Here is a 17,463-nt window from a genome sequence, read left to right as displayed (position 1 = left end):
TTGTTTATTGACTTTGCATCATTCTGTTAGTATAATAAATCTTGTCTTTGAAAATATACTAAACTGTCCCAGTAGCTCAGCAGGATAGAGCAACGGCCTTCTAAGCCGTCGGTCGGGAGTTCGAATCTCTCCTGGGACGTCAATTAATCGGCTATAAAGCCCGCTACATCAATCTCTTATATCGTTTAGTGAAACGGTCAGTATAACGGTCATGTAAGAAATTACACCGTATATCGACTTACTAACGATATAGGAGGTTTTTTGTATGACCAAAAGAAAAGGTTTGTTTGAAGTCGATGTTGATGTAAGAAGTTATTAGAGAATTTGTCTGTTTCTAGTTCAACCGCTTCAAAACCAAAACCAACAGTTGGATACTCTGAGGATCTTAGTGACTCAATTTTGATTTCACAGGCTCTAGACGTTATTACAAGGCAAATGAAGGTAAGCGGTAATAGAAGCCGTACAATAAGTGATTATGTCCTTCATGTAGAGCATTTTCGAAAAAGATGATAGTTCAAACAGGAAGTTAAGTCACGTCCAGATTTTGGCTTTATCTTCCTGCATTTATCTGCAGTTTATGAGTAATTCAAGTCCTTATCAACACAAGGGTTATAACCAGTCTAACTAGTCTTTTATTGTTTCCAAGAATAAGCTATTGATTGTGAAAGAATATACTTAATAACGGGGAAGTTTAGTTGAACAACAGATTGCATTAGTAATCGTTAAGTAGTAAATGAGGTCATTTGAAGTACAAAAAGGATAGATAAAGCTATTAGTCCGCTTTACCTACCCTTAAATCATTTGTTAATTAGAATCCCCGTCTTCTTCTTCTCTCAAATTCAAAACGTCTTCTTCTCTCAAGTTCGAATTCAAATTCAAAACGTCTTCTTCTCTCAAATTCGATTTCAAAGGGGAAAAAACGTCTTCTTCTAAAATCGTCCCGAAAAAACAAGTCTCTTCGACCAAATTCAAAAAATGGCATTTACTTCACTCTCCTTTCATTTCCGAAGTCTTAATGAAAAAGAGCAGTTAAACTAAACCTGCCCCTTGTTCCGTACAATTTAGTAGCCGCTCATAAAAGAAGCTCCTACAATGATGAGTAGAATGAACAACACAACGATTAAAGCAAAAGGGTTTCTTTCTCGATGTTCGTGTCTAAATTCTCCCATGTATAACACCTCCAGTACTTGATAATAAAGGACTCAACTCGTTCAAATCAAACGGTTTCGTTTATTAAACGAAGCTGGTCAGTACGATAATTAACAGAATGAACAATACTACGACTAATACAAAGGTGCTGCCGCCATAACCACCGCCATAGCCTCCGTCATATCCATATCCCATATTTTCACCACCTATTTATTCGAATATTTCATAGGAAAAGCACTCCTACAATGTATATATATTTTTTAAGACAAGTATTGATTGGACAAACATCATCGTGTTAGGGAAAAACCAGCGATTTCCTTAAATAATTTCTAAATATAAAAAAAAGCGTCTGCAATATATGCAAACGCCTTTTCTGAGGTAATTATATAAGTCTGGCGGCTTAATAATAACATATGCACTCAGAATAAAGCTGAATGGGACAAGTGATGATTAAAAGTAAATTTAAATAGAGAATTGACAAAACAGCCATATTTTTATTTTTTGTACAAGTGTCCACACTCGGAACAAAATCAATCATAATTTATCTAGAAGAGTTGAAAAGAGAGGAGGAAGAACTAATTGGCGGAGAATGATAATCAACAAAAACAAAAGCCAAATGGAGAAATTGACCATTTTTCACGATTCTTTTTTGGAAACAGTAAACATAGAGAAACTTACAAAAAAGGCGAAAATGATTCACAAGAATTGCCCGAACAAAAAGAGCAATCGTCTTACGATAGCAGATATAATCGGAACAATGATTGGTTTTTTGGCGTTAAGAGAAAAGAACATACACCAAGTCCTCAGACCAATCAAAATCATATAGAAAATATTCTTAACAATGTGGATTTTGAATTGCTTATGGAAACTTTCGATATGCTTGTTACAACAACTGAACCATTAAAACCATTAATTAAAGAAATAACCCCTTTTTTTCATCGATTTAGTAAGAAATTCAAATCCAACTAAAATGCCTAGTGTTGAGAAGATAATTGTCGTGTGAACAATAGTAAAATGAGGAGTATGACTATACCGTATACCGCCAATAAAATAACAAACAAGAATACACTTACAAATAGGCAAATATCTATTCCTCTTTGAAAAGGGACACATACACTATTTTTGAAACAATTTGAGGAGGGGATATATAATGGAAAGACAATTCTTTGGTGGCGGTATGGGTTATGGAGGTACTCCTTTCCATCATTATGGTTTCCATCACGGATACTGTTGTTATTCAACTACCATGAAAATAAACTTCTGTAACTGATAAAAAAACAATACCAAAGAGGACCCATCTCATTCGTTTAAAAAAATGAGGAGAGCGACCAATTCATAAAGACCTATGATTAAATTGACTGGATTAAGATCAGTGTTGACAGTTCCGTATATTTTCCTTAATGGTGAAACGCTGATTTTTGCGTTTCATGGGTGGTTAACGGTTAGCGAATTTATATAGGAGTTTTCACGGGACAGCTCCTTTTCTTATTGAGCTAACGATGTAGATTAATGCAATAAGAATAGGAATATGAAATGTTTGGAGTATAACAATAAAATGGGTTAGAAGTGGACCAGATGTTTCTTTTGTGGCAATAAAATTTAAATTAGGTTCATGAACTAGTGCAAACATAACTCCTCGTACATAGTCTAATAATGTGAAATAACTAAGTTGAAAGGGGGAAATATATGAACCTTTTTAAGCGAAACTCAGGGAGGGATTGTGGAACAACTTATTGCCCACCATCCAAGACTTTGATAAGCATTATCAACGATATATGAATCGTGAAGTATCAAAGTCTCAACTTGCAAAAGAACTAGGTATATCAAGACCAACATTAGATAAGTTAATCAAAGAGCAACAACAAGTGAGTTAATAAGGGATGCTTAAAGGGGTCTAATGTCATTTGCAATTAATGATATAGAAAAGGTGAAGTAGTTTATACCACCTCACCTAATACAGTATCATTCAATTGTAATGATGTATCGGGGTACAAAAGCACAAATTGACGGTACTTTTACAGCGGTTTCGACCGAGGTAGCTACTCGCACGTACCATCAAAAATTTCGATTCCTTCCATTCGAACCCTATCGAATCTCCAAGAAACCTTGATCGACAGGAGAATCGAAAAGTAGCATATTAACACTCGCTATGGCTATTTCGCATTTTAATCATTCAATTTTATCGATACTCTCACGTATTCCAACACGTTTACTAGGGATGAGGAAGGGATAACCCCATAGTAGGTTCATCCACACACCTATTACTTTTTAAAAGCATCGATACAATAATGTTTGCATATTATGGTTGTATTACAAAGCCTAAGTAACTATAATAGAAGTTAATCGGTCTAAGTTCGAAAAATGACCGCTGTACTGAATCAAAGAAAACTAAGCTATATAAGAGACTCAGCTGGATAGAGCATACGCCTTCTAAGCGTACGGTCGGGAGTTCGAATCTCTCCTGGCACGCCATTTATCTACATATCTATCTACCAACACTTTAACCTTTATTTTTAAGCCGAGCGCTTAAAGGTAAAGGTTTTTTTATTTCTAATTCCCCTTGATCAGAAATCTTAGGGTTTTTCTTTCTCCTGCTTATCAGTCTGATTATACTGGAAAAATTCTTCTTAAAATATCCCCGCAATTATTTTGTAAAAAAAGTAATATATGTCTGAAATAACGTTGAAAAATAATTTCTCACAACCACAATTACCCAACAAAGACAGAATTCTATCAACCCGAATTTTGATGTTCTATTTATCTATTGAATGTAAATAAATGGATTGTGAATAAAGCGATATCGAGATAAAAAACATATCCATTCATCCAAAAAGATAAAAAAAAATAATTTTTTTGTCCACAAAGAATGTGAATATATCAACAATGTAAGCGTATACAATAAAACTGACTAATCTAAATTATCTAATAATTCATAAAAAGGGTGTTGACGGAGGTGGGAAATGGGCGTAAGATAGTCCTCAACAAAGCAAACAACTTAGAAACGTATAAAAAACAAAAAAAGATTTTACAAGGCAGCTTAGAAAACTGATGCCATTCTTTTATTTAAAATTTTAGTGGTTTAAAGCGTGAATGTGAAAACGATTCTAAAACGTAGATGAGGATAAGTAGTTTTATAAGATGGGATTGACAGAGAGCCGGGAAAGCTGAAATCCGGTAGTTCCAGTATAAAATGAACTCACCTCGGAGTGCACTCTTGAAAGATTTCATTCTAGTAGAGCGTGCCGGGTGGCAAACCACCCGTTATCAAAAAGTAACAGTGACTTGCTGTTTATGAGTGCACGCTTTTTAAAGCGTGAATCAGGGTGGTACCGTGGAACAGGTTCTCGAAGCCTTTTCATCCCTTGGCCTAATCAATAGGCTATTGGGGATGGAGAGGCTTTTTATATTGTATTTAAAATAAGGAGGTTATAGTGCGATGGTGCGGGAAGCTGCCTTGACTGAAATGAAGACTGATACACTTACAGGTGCAGATCTGCTGATATCCGCCTTGGAAAAAGAAAAGGTGGAAGTGATTTTTGGATACCCAGGAGGTGCTGTTCTACCGATTTACGACAAAATTTATGATTCGAAATTTTTGCATATTCTGCCTCGGCATGAACAAGGAGGCATTCATGCAGCAGAAGGATATGCACGTATTTCTGGCAAGCCGGGAGTGGTGATTGCGACTTCAGGGCCTGGGGCAACAAATATTGTAACAGGACTTGCTGATGCGATGATGGATTCATTGCCAATCGTTGCCTTTACCGGTCAAGTGGCCACAAGCGTGATTGGGTCAGATGCCTTTCAAGAAGCCGATATATTAGGGATAACAACGCCAATTACAAAATATAATTTTCAAATTCGCAAGTTGGAGGATATTCCTCGAGTCATTAAAGAAGCTTTTTACATTGCTTCAAGTGGAAGACCAGGTCCAGTATTGATTGATTTTCCAAAAGATATTGCGTCGAGCTTAACGAAGCAGCCGGAAGAACAAGAAATGAATTTGCCTGGCTACCAGCCAACAGTCAAGCCTAACTTTTTACAAATTAGAAAGCTTGCTGAAGCAGTTTCAAGAGCAAGGAAGCCCGTCATTCTCGCTGGAGCAGGCGTCTTGCATGCCAAAGCATCTCATGAGCTTCTGCAATATGCAGAACAACAGCAAATTCCAGTCATTCATACGCTTTTGGGACTTGGCGGTTTTCCAGCAAACCATCCATTATTTCTCGGGTTGGCCGGAATGCATGGGTGCTACACAGCCAATATGGGCTTATCAGAATGTGATTTGCTTATCAACATTGGAGCCAGGTTTGATGATCGCCTAACTGGGAATTTAGATCACTTTGCTCCGAAGGCAATGGTTGCTCATGTTGATATTGATCCAGCAGAAATCGGGAAAAATGTTCCGACGCTTATTCCGATCGTAGCTGATGCAAAGGCTGCATTGACAGCATTGCTTACGCAAACGGATTCGCCGCCTGATCAAAAAGATTGGCTCAAGCAATTGCAGGAATGGCAGGAGAAGCATCCCTATCATTATGATGAGAAATCCGAAACGCTTAAGCCGCAGCAAGTGATGGAAATGCTTTTCTCAAAAACGAAGGGCGAAGCAATTGTCGCAACAGATGTAGGCCAGCATCAAATGTGGGCAGCGCAATACTATCGCTTCAATCAAGCGGATCGATGGGTAACCTCAGGAGGACTTGGTACGATGGGCTTTGGTTTACCTGCAAGTATTGGAGCGCAGCTTGCAGAACCGGGTGCATGTGTGATTGCGGTTGTTGGTGATGCTGGATTCCAAATGTCAACACAGGAACTGGCAGTTATCCAAGAGCTTAATCTTCCAATTAAAATAGCGATATTTAATAATCAATCATTGGGCATGGTAAGACAATGGCAGGAATTTTTCTATGAATCTCGTTTTTCCCATAGCAAAATACCTGTTCAGCCATCCTTTGTCAAACTGGCTGAAGCATACGATATCAAGGGATATACAATAACGAATGCAGAGGAAGCACATGAGATATTAGATGAGGTGCTTCATAATCGGGAGCCTGTCCTGCTAGATTTTAGAGTGGATGCAGAGGAGAATGTGTATCCGATGATTGCTCCTGGCAAAGGGCTGCATGAGATGGTAGGTGTGAAAGAGTGAAAAGGATTATCTCCTTAACAGTGATGAATAGACCAGGTGTGTTAAATAGGATTACCAATCTTTTTTCTAAAAGAAATTACAATATTGAGAGCATTTCAGTAGGGTTATCCGAGCATGAAGGCATGTCAAGAATCACTTGTGTCATTCACGTGGAAAATGAAAAGTTAAGCGAACAAATAACCAAGCAGTTAAATAAGCAAATTGACATTATTAAAGTGACAGATATTACGGATCAAGCGATTGTGGCAAGGGAGCTTGCACTTATTAAGGTCCAATCCAACCCGCAAACACGAAATGAAATTTACTCATTGATTGAACCATTCAGAGCGTCTGTCATCGATGTCAGCAAAGATAGCATCGTCATACAAATAACTGGCGAGTTTGAGAAAATTGAGGCTTTCGTTGAGCTGATTAAGCCTTATGGCATAAAGGAAATGGCTAGAACAGGTACAACGGCATTTCCAAGAGGAACACAGCGACATGTAAATCAAAAAACTTTTTCAATCGTTTAATCCAATAACCATATGAGAAGAGGAGAATGAAAAATGGCAAAAATGTACTATAACGGGGATGCAAACTTAGAATATTTAAATGGAAAAACGGTAGCAGTAATCGGGTATGGCTCTCAGGGCCATGCGCATTCACAAAATATGAGAGACAGCGGAGTAGATGTAATCATCGGTTTAAGAAAAGGAAAGTCTTGGGATCAAGCGTTAGAGGATGGCTTCAATGTTTATTCAGTTGCTGAAGCGACTGAAAAAGCTGATGTGGTTATGATTCTCTTACCAGATGAAATGCAAACGAAAGTATATAAGGAAGAAATCGAACCTAATTTATCGAATCAGGCTCTTATGTTCGCACACGGTTTCAATATTCATTTCAACCAAATTGTTCCTCCGAAGGAAAGCGATGTGCTGCTCGTTGCCCCTAAAGGACCAGGGCATTTAGTAAGAAGAACATATGAAGAAGGTGCAGGTGTTCCAGCATTATTCGCTGTACATCAAGATGTATCAGGTGAGGCGAGAGAACTTGCATTAGCTTATGCCAGAGCAATTGGTTCTTTAAGAGCAGGCGGACTTGAAACAACCTTTAAGGAAGAGACAGAAACAGATTTATTCGGTGAACAAGCGGTTCTATGCGGAGGATTAACATCCCTTGTAAAAGCTGGTTTTGAAACTTTAACTGAAGCTGGCTATCAGCCTGAACTCGCATACTTTGAGTGTCTTCATGAGCTCAAACTCATCGTTGACCTGATGTATGAAGGCGGACTTGAAGGAATGAGGTATTCCATCTCTGATACTGCGCAATGGGGCGACTTTGTCAGCGGACCTCGCGTAGTGGATGAGCGTGTAAAAGCAGAAATGAAAGAAATCTTAAAAGATATCCAAGAAGGGCAATTTGCCAAAGGCTGGATCATGGAGAACCAGGTGAATCGCCCAGTGTTCAATGCCATTAACTCACGAGAAAGCGAGCATCAAATCGAAAGGGTTGGCCGAGAGCTGCGCAAGATGATGCCGTTTGTCCAAAATAATAAAAAGAAAGAAGTGGTGATCAGTGCAAACCATTAATATATTCGATACGACTTTGAGAGATGGAGAACAATCAGCTGGCGTCAATCTCAATTTTTCGGAAAAATTAGAAATTGCTAAACAGCTTGAGCGCCTGAATGTGAATATCATTGAAGCGGGATTTCCCGCAGCTTCTAAAGGTGATTTCTCCTCTGTGAAAAGCATTGCTGAAACGGTGAATAATGCTTCAGTAACTGGATTGGCAAGGGCGGTATTAACCGATATCGATGCGGCATGGGATGCGTTGAAGGGAGGAGCAGAGCCAAGATTACATACTTTCTTGGCAACCTCTCCTATCCATAGAGACTACAAGTTAAAAATGTCAAAAGAGCAAGTAATTGAAACAGCAGTAGAAACGGTCAAGTATGCAGCGCAAAGATTTCCTATCGTTCAATGGTCAGCAGAAGATGCTTCGCGGACGGAGCTGCCTTACCTTGCTGAAATCGTAGAAAAAGTGATTCAAGCAGGTGCACGGGTAATTAACATACCAGATACGGTTGGGTATGCTACGCCAGCGGAATATGGAGCTATTTTTAAATATTTAAAAGAAAATGTTCCTTCTATTAATAAGGTTTCACTTTCTGCACATTGTCATGATGATCTAGGAATGGCAACAGCCAACTCGCTTGCAGCGATTGAAAATGGCGCAACCCAAATTGAAGGAACAATCAATGGTATCGGTGAAAGAGCCGGGAATGCTGCTCTAGAAGAAATCGCTGTCGCTCTCTATATTAGGAACGATTTTTATCAAGCCAGTACTAGATTGAACTTAAGCGAGATTAGCCGCACGAGCAGCCTTGTAAGTAAATTAACTGGAATGCCGGTACCAGCTAATAAAGCGGTTATAGGCGCAAATGCATACGCGCATGAATCTGGGATACATCAAGATGGTGTGCTGAAAGAAAAAACCACGTATGAAATTATCTCACCTCAATTAGTGGGTGTCCAAACCAACTCTTTAGTACTTGGCAAGCATTCCGGCCGACATGCATTCAAAAATAGATTAGAAGAACTTGGTCTGGATGTACCAGAAAGGGACATTAAAAATCTATTTACCGTATTTAAGGATTTAGCTGATCGCAAGAAAGAAATGACAGATGAAGATTTAGCAGCTATTGTCTTAGAGGAAAAACTATCAAAAGATGAGCGGTTCTATGAACTCATTCAAATTCAAATCCAATACGGAACAAATCAAGTGCCGACAGCAACAGTCACTTTGTCAGGCAGAGAGAATGAAGTCATCCAGCAGGCCGGTACAGGTGCAGGAAGCATTGAAGCACTTTATAACACATTGGAAACGTGTGTGAATGGTCCAATTAGTTTATTAGACTATCGCATCCAATCGGTTGGCGCCGGCAGAGATGCACTCGCACAAGTTTATGTAAAGCTAACTTATCAAGATATGGAGACAAGCGGTCGCGGCCTTGCTCAAGATGTGCTTGAAGCCTCAGCAAAAGCATATTTAAATGCTATCAACCGTGTTATATATATGAGGGAAAAATCAACACCAGTGATGCAAAGTCATTAAAATACTTATAAAAAAATGAACCGGAGGGATAGAAATGAATAAACGTATCGCAGTACTTCCAGGAGACGGAATCGGTAAAGAGGTAGCAAAAGGAGCGGTAGAAATCCTTCAAGCAGTTGGAGAGCGCTTCGGTCATCAATTTAGTTTTGCATATGGGAAAATTGGCGGAGAATCAATTGATGAGTTTGGTACACCACTTCCAGATGAAACCATTCAACTTTGCAAAGAAAGCGATGCGATTTTACTCGGAGCAGTAGGTGGGCCAAAATGGGATCAGACACCAGCTCATATTCGTCCGGAAAAAGGGTTACTTAAGCTTCGCAAGGATTTAAATTTATATGCTAATTTACGCCCGACTATGTATTATGAGAGTCTTGCTGATTCTTCACCACTCAGAAAAGAGGTCATTCAAGAAGTCGATATGTTAATTGTAAGAGAGTTAACTGGAGGGCTTTATTTCGGGAAGCCGAGTGAACGTGTACAGCACAATGGTGAGGATGCAGTTGTAGATACTTTATACTACGAAAAAGCAGAAATGTATCGTGTGATCAAACTAGCATTCGAGCTTGCAAGAGACCGCAATAAAAGAGTTACATCTATTGATAAAGCAAATGTATTAGAATCAAGCCGAATGTGGAGAGAAATTGCTGAGGAAGTAGCAAAAGACTTCCCTGATGTAAAACTTGACCATATGCTGGTTGATAATGCAGCAATGCAGATGGTGATGAATCCGAAGCGGTTTGATGTTGTTGTGACAGAGAATATGTTCGGTGACATTCTTAGCGATGAAGCGTCTGTATTAACTGGCTCTTTAGGCATGCTGCCTTCAGCTAGTCTTTCGGAAAATGGACCTTTTCTTTATGAACCGATCCATGGCTCTGCTCCAGATATTGCAGGGAAAAACATGGCGAATCCATTAGCGATGATTCTGTCAGCGGCCATGATGCTTCGCGTATCATTTGGTCTGGAAGAGGAAGCGAATGAGGTTGAACGAGCGGTGAATCAAGTATTGGATGCTGGTATTAGAACGAGTGATATTGCTTCCTTTGGCAGCCCTCATACTTCAACTTCGAAAATGATTGATGAAGTGAAAGCTGTGTTGTTGGATAATGAAGCGATCATGCATATCATGAGCGCTTATGCATAAACCAATATGTCGAAATAAAACAAAAAAGACACGGCCGACTGGTCGTGTTCCTTTTAAAAAAACATGTGTATAAATTTTTCAATTAGGAAATTGTCTAGCTCAAGCGTCCTATCGCCTATCAAACTTCAGGTCTTCTCTCTAAGATAAGTCAACATTGGTTCGCTCTCGCTCACCGTGTTTCCTTTATCGAAGGAACAAGCTCTTCTTAGTGTGATAGAGCAAGGCGCTTGTGCTTTTCTTGAAAGGTGTGAATTCAATGGGAAAATCGATTATAGAAAAAATATGGGAAAGGCATTTGGTTCATCAGGAGGACGGGAAACCTGACTTGCTCTATATTGACCTGCATTTGGTTCATGAAGTCACGTCACCACAAGCCTTTTCTGGATTAAGAGTGAAAAATAGAAAGGTCAGGCGTCCAGATCGTACATTTGCAACGATGGATCATAATATTCCGACAGATAATCGCAATGTCATCAATGACAAAGTCGCCTTGAATCAAATGACAACATTAGAGAAAAACTGCCGTGATTTTGAAGTCCCACTTGCAGGGATAGATAGTCCTGATCAAGGGATTGTCCATGTCATTGGACCTGAGCTAGGGTTAACACAGCCTGGTATGACTATTGTTTGTGGGGATAGTCATACATCAACACATGGGGCGTTTGGCTCACTGGCTTTTGGCATTGGTACAAGTGAAGTTGAACACGTATTAGCTACGCAAACATTATGGCGTACAAAACCTAAAACATTAAAAATTGATATAAAAGGAGAAAGGCAGAAGGGTGTCTCTGCCAAGGATATTATTTTATATATTCTAGCTAATTATGGTTTTGATTTTGGTACGGGTTATGTCATTGAATATAGTGGTGAAGCGATTCGTGAAATGACAATGGAAGAGAGAATGACAATTTGCAATATGTCGATTGAAGGCGGGGCAAGAGCAGGGCTTATTAGTCCGGATGAAACGACTTTTTCCTATTTAGAAAATCGGAAATATGCACCAAAAGATGAAGCATTCAATACTGCAGTTGAAGATTGGAGAGCATTAGCGTCTGATGAAGATGCTGCTTATGATCGTGTGATTTCGATTGACACGAATGATGTTGCGCCGATGGTTAGCTGGGGAACAAATCCGGCAATGACTTCTAAGGTTCATGAGAGCATTCCGAAACTTGCTGATTGTGAAACAGAGATAGATAAAAAGTCGCTAGAAAGAGCATTAACATATATGGGATTGCAAGAAGGGCAAAAAATCGAAGACATTGAAATTCAGCATGTATTTATCGGTTCATGTACAAATTCCCGCTTGGAGGATTTAAGACAAGCGGCTGATATTGTTAAGGGGCGGCAAGTACATCCAAATGTAAGAGCGCTTGTCGTGCCGGGCTCACAGCAAGTTAAATGGCAGGCCGAGCAAGAGGGAATTGATCTTATATTCAAAGAAGCTGGCTTCCAATGGAGAGAATCTGGGTGCAGCATGTGCCTAAGCATGAATAATGATATTGTACCAAGCGGTGAACATTGTGCCTCCACGTCTAATCGGAATTTCGAAGGACGTCAAGGCTCAGGTGCAAGAACACATCTTGTTAGCCCGACCATGGCAGCAGCAGCAGCTATTCATGGCCATATTGTTGATGCGCGTAAGTTAATGGCAGCAGAAACGGTTCAATAAGGGGAGGGAACGAATATGAGCGGTTTTAAGACGTTAATGGCTAAGGCGATTGCATTTGACCGTGCGAATGTAGATACTGATCAAATCATTCCTAAGCAGTTTCTAAAAAGAATAGAAAAAACGGGATTTGGCAAATTTTTATTTAATGATTGGCGTTATCAGGCAGACGGAAATCTTAACCCTGATTTTGAATTAAATAAAGAAGAGAATCAGCAGGCTGCAATACTCATTGCTAATGAAAACTTTGGCTGCGGTTCATCAAGGGAGCATGCACCTTGGGCGTTGATGGATTATGGATTTAAAGTAATTATTGCGCCAACATTTGCTGATATTTTTCATCAAAACTGTTTGAAAAACGGATTATTGCCAATCGCACTGCCAAAAGACCAGGTGCGATATTTATTAGATAGTGCAAAGGTACAGCCATATCAATTAACAATCGATCTTGCAGAAGAGAAGGTTACAGATAATAAGGGGTTTTCCACTGAATTTACGATTGATCAGTATTGGAAGTCGATGCTTGTGAATGGCTGGGATGAGATTGAGATTACCATGCAATTAGACGATAAAATTACTGAATATGAATATGCGATACGATGAAAACCAAGAGGATTCATGGCTTTTAAGCTGTGAATCTTTTTGATTTTTTCTAGTTTCATGCTAAACTAGCTTCAAACTAAGAATAAGGACGGAATACATATGAGAAAACGGGAGAAACACAAGCGCGAAGATAAGGTCATACGGTTTCCCGATTTAGAAAAAAGGCTGTTGGAGCGAGGCCTTGAGTCTCTGCAGGAGAAAAAGTTTAAAGATGCCATTCATTTTCTTGAAGAAGCATTAAGCATCTCTAGTGAAAATGAAGAGGCAAATATCGCCTTAGTACTAGCCTATTTTGAAACAGGCGACCTCACTCCTGCTAAAGAGCATGCAGAGAGGATGCTCCAAACAGGCATAGGTGATTATATTCAGGTGATCGATATTTATTTAATGATTCTCATCCAGCTGCATCAATACGAAGAAATTGTTACTGTAATAGAAGGTTTAATGGAGGACAAAGAGGTTCCAAAGGAGAAATTCGAGCATTTTAACCGCTTGCTTGAGTTTAGTAGAAGAATGTCTGAATCAGCAGTAAACAAGGGTGTTGAAGAGGAATTTGAAGAGGAAGATGATGCAGATCATAGCGTGTTGGATCTTCAATCTATTACCAATCAAAAGGATCAGCTAATCGTGGCAGGCCAGCTGGCGAATCGGAATATTGCCCCATTAATAGAAGATATACAGGCCTACTTAATGCTGAGTAATGGACAACCTTTTTTTAAAACCTTATTGATCAATGTCATGAAGGAGCATGCGTATAATAAGGAAGTAACTGTCGGAAAAATGGATAAAAATGATTCTTTTGTTCCTGAAGATTTGCCGGAAATTGACGAAATTCCTCAGCAGAAAAATATTGAGAATATCCTAAAAGAACAGGTAGAGAATGATGATCCTGTTTTATATGAGCATATAAGAAGCATAATCGAGCGCCATTTTTTTATGATGTTTCCGTTTAATTTGGATGGTTATGAGGATGAGGTTTGGGCAGCTTCCTATCATTTTTTAGCTGCAGAATATCTTGGCTTTGATGATTTGACAGACGAAATGGTTAATCTTTATAACATTAGTAAAGAAGAATTACATGAAGCATTGGCCTATATTAAAAAGATAGAAGAATTTTCTTATTCTAAAATATAGCATCAATGTTGAAAGCTTAAGCTGGTGTGTTATAATATAGTGGTTGTATTATGTATATAGGTATTATATTAAAATTACTCAGGTGAATTATGACTTGAATGACAAGACATATTCATTCCATTTCGTGATGAATGAAATGATAATAGATTTTGGAGGGAAATAATTGTATGTCTGCTAAATTTGAAAAGTTAGAAGGGAACCAAGGGGTTCTTACAATTGAAGTAGATGCAGAAAAGGTAAACGAAGGTTTAGACGCTGCATTCAAAAAAGTAGTTAAGCAAGTAAATGTTCCAGGTTTCCGTAAAGGGAAAATGCCGCGCAGCTTATTTGAAAAGCGTTTTGGCGTAGAATCATTATATCAAGATGCGGTTGATATCCTTCTTCCTGAAGCATATGCAAATGCAATTGATGAAACTGGAATCGAGCCAGTTGATCGTCCTGAAATCGACGTTGAACAAATTGAAAAAGGCAAAGTCCTTATTTTCAAAGCAACTGTTACTGTAAAGCCTGAAGTTACATTAGGTGACTATAAAGGTATCGAAGTTGAAAAAATCGAAACTGAAGTAACGGACGAAGATGTTCAAAACGAATTAGCTGGAATGCAAGAAAAGCAAGCTGAATTAGTAGTTAAAGAAGATGCGAAAGCTGAAAATGGCGATACAGTTGTTATGGACTTCGAAGGCTTTGTTGACGGTGAAGCATTTGAAGGCGGAAAAGGTGACAACTACTCTCTTGAACTTGGTTCAGGTCAATTCATTCCTGGATATGAAGAGAAACTAGTAGGAGTAGCTGCTGGTGAGTCTAAAGATGTAGAAGTAACTTTCCCTGAAGAGTACCATGCAGCTGAATTAGCAGGAAAATCTGCTGTATTCAAAACGACAGTTCATGAAATCAAAGGTAAGGAACTTCCTGCTTTAGATGATGAATTTGCAAAAGATGTCGATGAAGAGGTTGAGACTTTAGATGCACTTAAAGAAAAAATTAAAGCTCAATTAGTAGATAGCAAAAAACATGAAGCAGAGCACCATGTTCGTGATACTGTAGTTGAAAAAGCTGCAGAAAACGCAACAATCGAGGTACCATCTGCAATGGTGGATACTGAAATCGATCGCATGATGCAAGAATTTGAACAACGCCTGCAAATGCAAGGTATGAACCTTGAGCTTTACTTCCAATTCTCAGGCCAAGATGAAGCAGCTTTACGTGAGCAAATGCAAACGGATGCCCAGAAGCGCGTTCGTGTGAATTTAACTCTTGAAGCAATTGCTAAAGCTGAAAATATTGAGGTTTCTGAAGAAGAAGTAAATGCAGAGCTTGATAAAATGGCTGAAATGTATAACATGACTGCTGACAATATCAAAATGGCGCTTGGTGGAAGCTTTGACGGTCTTAAAACTGATGTTCAAGCGAAAAAAGCAATCGATTTACTTGTAGAAAATAGCAAAACTGTTTAAAATAAATATAATAAAGACAGGGATACCCTTCTTTAAGGTAATAAATAACAAGGCGCGATGATATCGTGCCTTGTTTTATACAATCAAGACATACATAATAGCATAAAGGTTTACCCTTAAGCTTTTTAGGAAATGAAGATATACATATTGTAAAACGGCCTTTTATCACGGCATTGTGAGAAGAGCAAAAACTTCCACTTATGGATGGTTTGTTTTCTGGTTATCCTTAATTAAGTACCTGTTTTTTTTAGCGAAAAAGTTTCTGTGAATCATGATTACATGCAAAACTACATATTCTAGTTTAGAGAAGAGTTATCATTTCCTGTCTTTTGTAAATATGTGTTACAATGCAATACATAACTGTTGGAGATTTAAAGAAAGAAAAGCGGGTAAACAGTGAATAAAAGGCTCATCCTGGAATGTATGAGTGCATTTTTATTTACACAAAAATTAAAACTTGCATGTGATTCACAGTCTATATATCGCTTAGAAGTTTGATCAAGGGGTGAAGGATTTGTTTAAATTTAATGATGAAAAAGGTCAGTTAAAGTGTTCCTTCTGTGGGAAAACTCAAGACCAAGTACGAAAATTAGTTGCCGGTCCAGGTGTCTATATTTGTGATGAATGTATCGAATTATGCACTGAAATCGTTGAAGAAGAGCTTGGCACAGAAGAAGAAGTTGAGTTCAAAGATGTACCAAAGCCGTCTGAGATTCGTGATATTCTAGACGAATATGTAATCGGTCAAGATCAGGCGAAAAAATCACTTGCTGTAGCAGTTTATAATCATTACAAACGTATTAACTCTAATAGCAAAGTGGATGAGGTTGAGCTTTCTAAGAGTAATATCGCGATGATTGGACCAACAGGAAGCGGTAAAACATTGCTAGCTCAAACCCTTGCTCGTATCTTAAATGTGCCGTTCGCGATTGCAGATGCTACATCGCTGACAGAGGCGGGTTATGTAGGTGAGGATGTTGAAAATATCCTTCTAAAATTAATTCAATCTGCTGATTATGATGTAGAGAAAGCTGAAAAAGGCATTATCTATATCGATGAAATTGATAAGGTTGCACGTAAATCTGAAAACCCATCTATTACAAGAGATGTGTCTGGAGAAGGTGTGCAGCAGGCATTATTGAAAATCCTAGAGGGAACCGTTGCGAGTGTTCCTCCACAAGGTGGAAGGAAGCATCCACATCAGGAATTCATTCAGATTGATACAACAAATATCTTATTTATCTGTGGTGGTGCGTTCGACGGAATTGAGCAAATCATTAAACGCCGCCTTGGCCAGAAAGTGATTGGCTTCGGTTCGGACAACAAGCAAAAGGATTATGAGTCAGATGAATTACTTGCAAAAGTTCTTCCTGAGGATTTGCTTAGATTTGGTCTTATCCCTGAATTCATCGGTCGTTTACCAGTAATTGCGAGCTTAACCCCGCTAGATGAAGGAGCGTTAATTGATATCTTGACTAAGCCTAAAAACGCTTTAGTTAAACAATTTCAAAAAATGCTTGAACTAGATGATGTTGAGTTGGAATTTGAAGAGGATGCCTTAACCGAGATTGCTAAAAAAGCAATTGAACGTAAAACAGGTGCTCGTGGTCTTCGATCCATTATTGAAGGAATTATGCTCGATGTTATGTTCGATCTTCCTTCACGTGATGATATTAAAAAATGTATCATTACACAAGAAACCGTCATCGAAAATGGAATGCCAAAACTTCTGCTGGAAGACGGAACAATTGTTGAAGAAGAAAGAAAAACTTCAGCTTGAAATTAAAACCAAGCCCTTAGTGGCTTGGTTTTTTTATGTTAGATAAAGTGCCTATCTGACACCTGAGAGCTAGGACCGCATCATTTATCAAAAATCAATGCCTTCATGTCAGTCAAGTGAAACAAAGGGTAATTAACTACGACTTAAATACTCTTCACAAGACAAGAGAATGAAATAAAGGTCAAATAAACACCGCATTAAAATTCCTAATTGTGCTTCAGGTAAACCCTGAAATTCCATTTCCCATTAAATAAAAAATCTTGTTTATTCCAACTTTTTGCA

15 protein-coding genes, 1 tRNA gene and 1 other annotated feature are annotated in these 17,463 nt (G+C 38.6%); of the genes, 13 read left to right on the top strand and 3 right to left on the bottom strand.

What is annotated here, in order from left to right; translation table 11 throughout:
* Positions 1 to 65: 65 nt before the first annotated feature.
* Positions 66 to 139, top strand: a tRNA-Arg gene (locus J2S17_RS09250).
* Between the two features lie 669 nt (positions 140 to 808).
* On the opposite strand, the gene J2S17_RS09245 is transcribed toward J2S17_RS09250, so the two are convergent.
* The 3 genes from J2S17_RS09245 to J2S17_RS09235 form a co-directional block, all read right to left on the bottom strand.
* Positions 809 to 982, bottom strand: a complete 174-nt coding sequence (locus J2S17_RS09245; protein WP_307474074.1) for a hypothetical protein — start codon at positions 980 to 982, stop codon at positions 809 to 811.
* A gap of 79 nt (positions 983 to 1,061) precedes the next feature.
* On the bottom strand, positions 1,062 to 1,169 hold the full coding sequence (locus J2S17_RS09240) for a YjcZ family sporulation protein (RefSeq protein WP_307474072.1): 108 nt from the start codon (positions 1,167 to 1,169) through the stop codon (positions 1,062 to 1,064).
* Positions 1,170 to 1,233: 64 nt separating this feature from the next.
* Positions 1,234 to 1,344: a YjcZ family sporulation protein gene (locus tag J2S17_RS09235; RefSeq protein ID WP_307474070.1), complete on the bottom strand. Its 111-nt coding sequence runs from the start codon at positions 1,342 to 1,344 to the stop codon at positions 1,234 to 1,236.
* 384 nt (positions 1,345 to 1,728) lie between these two features.
* Here J2S17_RS09235 and J2S17_RS09230 point away from each other — a divergent pair, with 384 nt between their 5' ends.
* From J2S17_RS09230 to clpX, 12 genes are all read left to right on the top strand, one after another.
* Positions 1,729 to 2,118 carry a hypothetical protein gene (locus tag J2S17_RS09230; RefSeq protein WP_307474068.1) on the top strand — a complete coding sequence of 130 codons (390 nt, stop codon included), beginning with the start codon at positions 1,729 to 1,731 and terminating at the stop codon, positions 2,116 to 2,118.
* A 764-nt stretch (positions 2,119 to 2,882) separates the two neighbouring features.
* Positions 2,883 to 3,023 carry a helix-turn-helix domain-containing protein gene (locus tag J2S17_RS09225; RefSeq protein WP_307474066.1) on the top strand — a complete coding sequence of 47 codons (141 nt, stop codon included), beginning with the start codon at positions 2,883 to 2,885 and terminating at the stop codon, positions 3,021 to 3,023.
* Positions 3,024 to 4,252: 1,229 nt separating this feature from the next.
* Positions 4,253 to 4,515: a binding site (T-box leader), on the top strand.
* A gap of 70 nt (positions 4,516 to 4,585) precedes the next feature.
* Positions 4,586 to 6,298 (top strand): acetolactate synthase large subunit, encoded by a 1,713-nt coding sequence (gene ilvB / locus J2S17_RS09220; protein ID WP_307474064.1) that lies wholly within the window; start codon positions 4,586 to 4,588, stop codon positions 6,296 to 6,298.
* Positions 6,295 to 6,810 (top strand): acetolactate synthase small subunit, encoded by a 516-nt coding sequence (gene ilvN, locus J2S17_RS09215; RefSeq protein WP_307474062.1) that lies wholly within the window; start codon positions 6,295 to 6,297, stop codon positions 6,808 to 6,810. The genes ilvB and ilvN overlap by 4 nt, the downstream gene beginning before the upstream one ends.
* 33 nt (positions 6,811 to 6,843) lie before the next feature.
* A complete protein-coding gene (gene ilvC / locus J2S17_RS09210; RefSeq protein WP_307474060.1) occupies positions 6,844 to 7,866 on the top strand; it encodes a ketol-acid reductoisomerase in 1,023 nt (340 codons plus the stop codon).
* Complete coding sequence (locus J2S17_RS09205) at positions 7,853 to 9,394, top strand: 2-isopropylmalate synthase (protein WP_307474058.1); 1,542 nt, start codon at positions 7,853 to 7,855, stop codon at positions 9,392 to 9,394. The genes ilvC and J2S17_RS09205 overlap by 14 nt, the downstream gene beginning before the upstream one ends.
* A gap of 34 nt (positions 9,395 to 9,428) precedes the next feature.
* The gene (leuB, locus tag J2S17_RS09200; RefSeq protein ID WP_307474056.1) at positions 9,429 to 10,541 is read left to right on the top strand and encodes a 3-isopropylmalate dehydrogenase; all 1,113 of its coding nucleotides are present in this window, start codon (positions 9,429 to 9,431) and stop codon (positions 10,539 to 10,541) included.
* A 256-nt stretch (positions 10,542 to 10,797) separates the two neighbouring features.
* On the top strand, positions 10,798 to 12,213 hold the full coding sequence (gene leuC, locus J2S17_RS09195; RefSeq protein WP_307474054.1) for a 3-isopropylmalate dehydratase large subunit: 1,416 nt from the start codon (positions 10,798 to 10,800) through the stop codon (positions 12,211 to 12,213).
* A 15-nt stretch (positions 12,214 to 12,228) separates the two neighbouring features.
* A complete protein-coding gene (gene leuD, locus J2S17_RS09190) occupies positions 12,229 to 12,813 on the top strand; it encodes a 3-isopropylmalate dehydratase small subunit (RefSeq protein WP_307474052.1) in 585 nt (194 codons plus the stop codon).
* A gap of 99 nt (positions 12,814 to 12,912) precedes the next feature.
* A complete protein-coding gene (locus J2S17_RS09185; RefSeq protein ID WP_307474051.1) occupies positions 12,913 to 13,947 on the top strand; it encodes a tetratricopeptide repeat protein in 1,035 nt (344 codons plus the stop codon).
* Positions 13,948 to 14,114: 167 nt separating this feature from the next.
* Entirely contained in the window at positions 14,115 to 15,401 is a 1,287-nt protein-coding gene (gene tig, locus J2S17_RS09180) for a trigger factor (RefSeq protein ID WP_307474049.1), read from the top strand.
* A gap of 514 nt (positions 15,402 to 15,915) precedes the next feature.
* Entirely contained in the window at positions 15,916 to 17,181 is a 1,266-nt protein-coding gene (gene clpX, locus J2S17_RS09175) for an ATP-dependent protease ATP-binding subunit ClpX (protein WP_307474047.1), read from the top strand.
* The last annotated feature ends 282 nt before the right edge of the window (positions 17,182 to 17,463 follow it).

Origin of the sequence: Cytobacillus purgationiresistens (genome assembly GCF_030813235.1) — a bacterium.
Classification (GTDB): domain Bacteria; phylum Bacillota; class Bacilli; order Bacillales; family Cytobacillaceae; genus Cytobacillus; species Cytobacillus purgationiresistens.
The sequence above is the reverse complement of the archived record's forward strand: the minus strand, read 5'-3'. Positions and strand labels throughout refer to the sequence as shown.

Excerpts from the sequence above, each read along its gene's own strand:
- ilvC (WP_307474060.1), top strand. The coding sequence starts at position 6,844 with ATGGCAAAAATGTACTATAACGGGGATGCAAACTTAGAATATTTAAAT.
- J2S17_RS09240 (WP_307474072.1), bottom strand. The coding sequence starts at position 1,169 with ATGGGAGAATTTAGACACGAACATCGAGAAAGAAACCCTTTTGCTTTA.
- ilvB (WP_307474064.1), top strand. The coding sequence starts at position 4,586 with ATGGTGCGGGAAGCTGCCTTGACTGAAATGAAGACTGATACACTTACA.
- tig (WP_307474049.1), top strand. The coding sequence starts at position 14,115 with ATGTCTGCTAAATTTGAAAAGTTAGAAGGGAACCAAGGGGTTCTTACA.
- J2S17_RS09235 (WP_307474070.1), bottom strand. The coding sequence starts at position 1,344 with ATGGGATATGGATATGACGGAGGCTATGGCGGTGGTTATGGCGGCAGC.
- leuD (WP_307474052.1), top strand. The coding sequence starts at position 12,229 with ATGAGCGGTTTTAAGACGTTAATGGCTAAGGCGATTGCATTTGACCGT.
- J2S17_RS09185 (WP_307474051.1), top strand. The coding sequence starts at position 12,913 with ATGAGAAAACGGGAGAAACACAAGCGCGAAGATAAGGTCATACGGTTT.
- leuB (WP_307474056.1), top strand. The coding sequence starts at position 9,429 with ATGAATAAACGTATCGCAGTACTTCCAGGAGACGGAATCGGTAAAGAG.
- J2S17_RS09245 (WP_307474074.1), bottom strand. The coding sequence starts at position 982 with ATGCCATTTTTTGAATTTGGTCGAAGAGACTTGTTTTTTCGGGACGAT.
- leuC (WP_307474054.1), top strand. The coding sequence starts at position 10,798 with ATGGGAAAATCGATTATAGAAAAAATATGGGAAAGGCATTTGGTTCAT.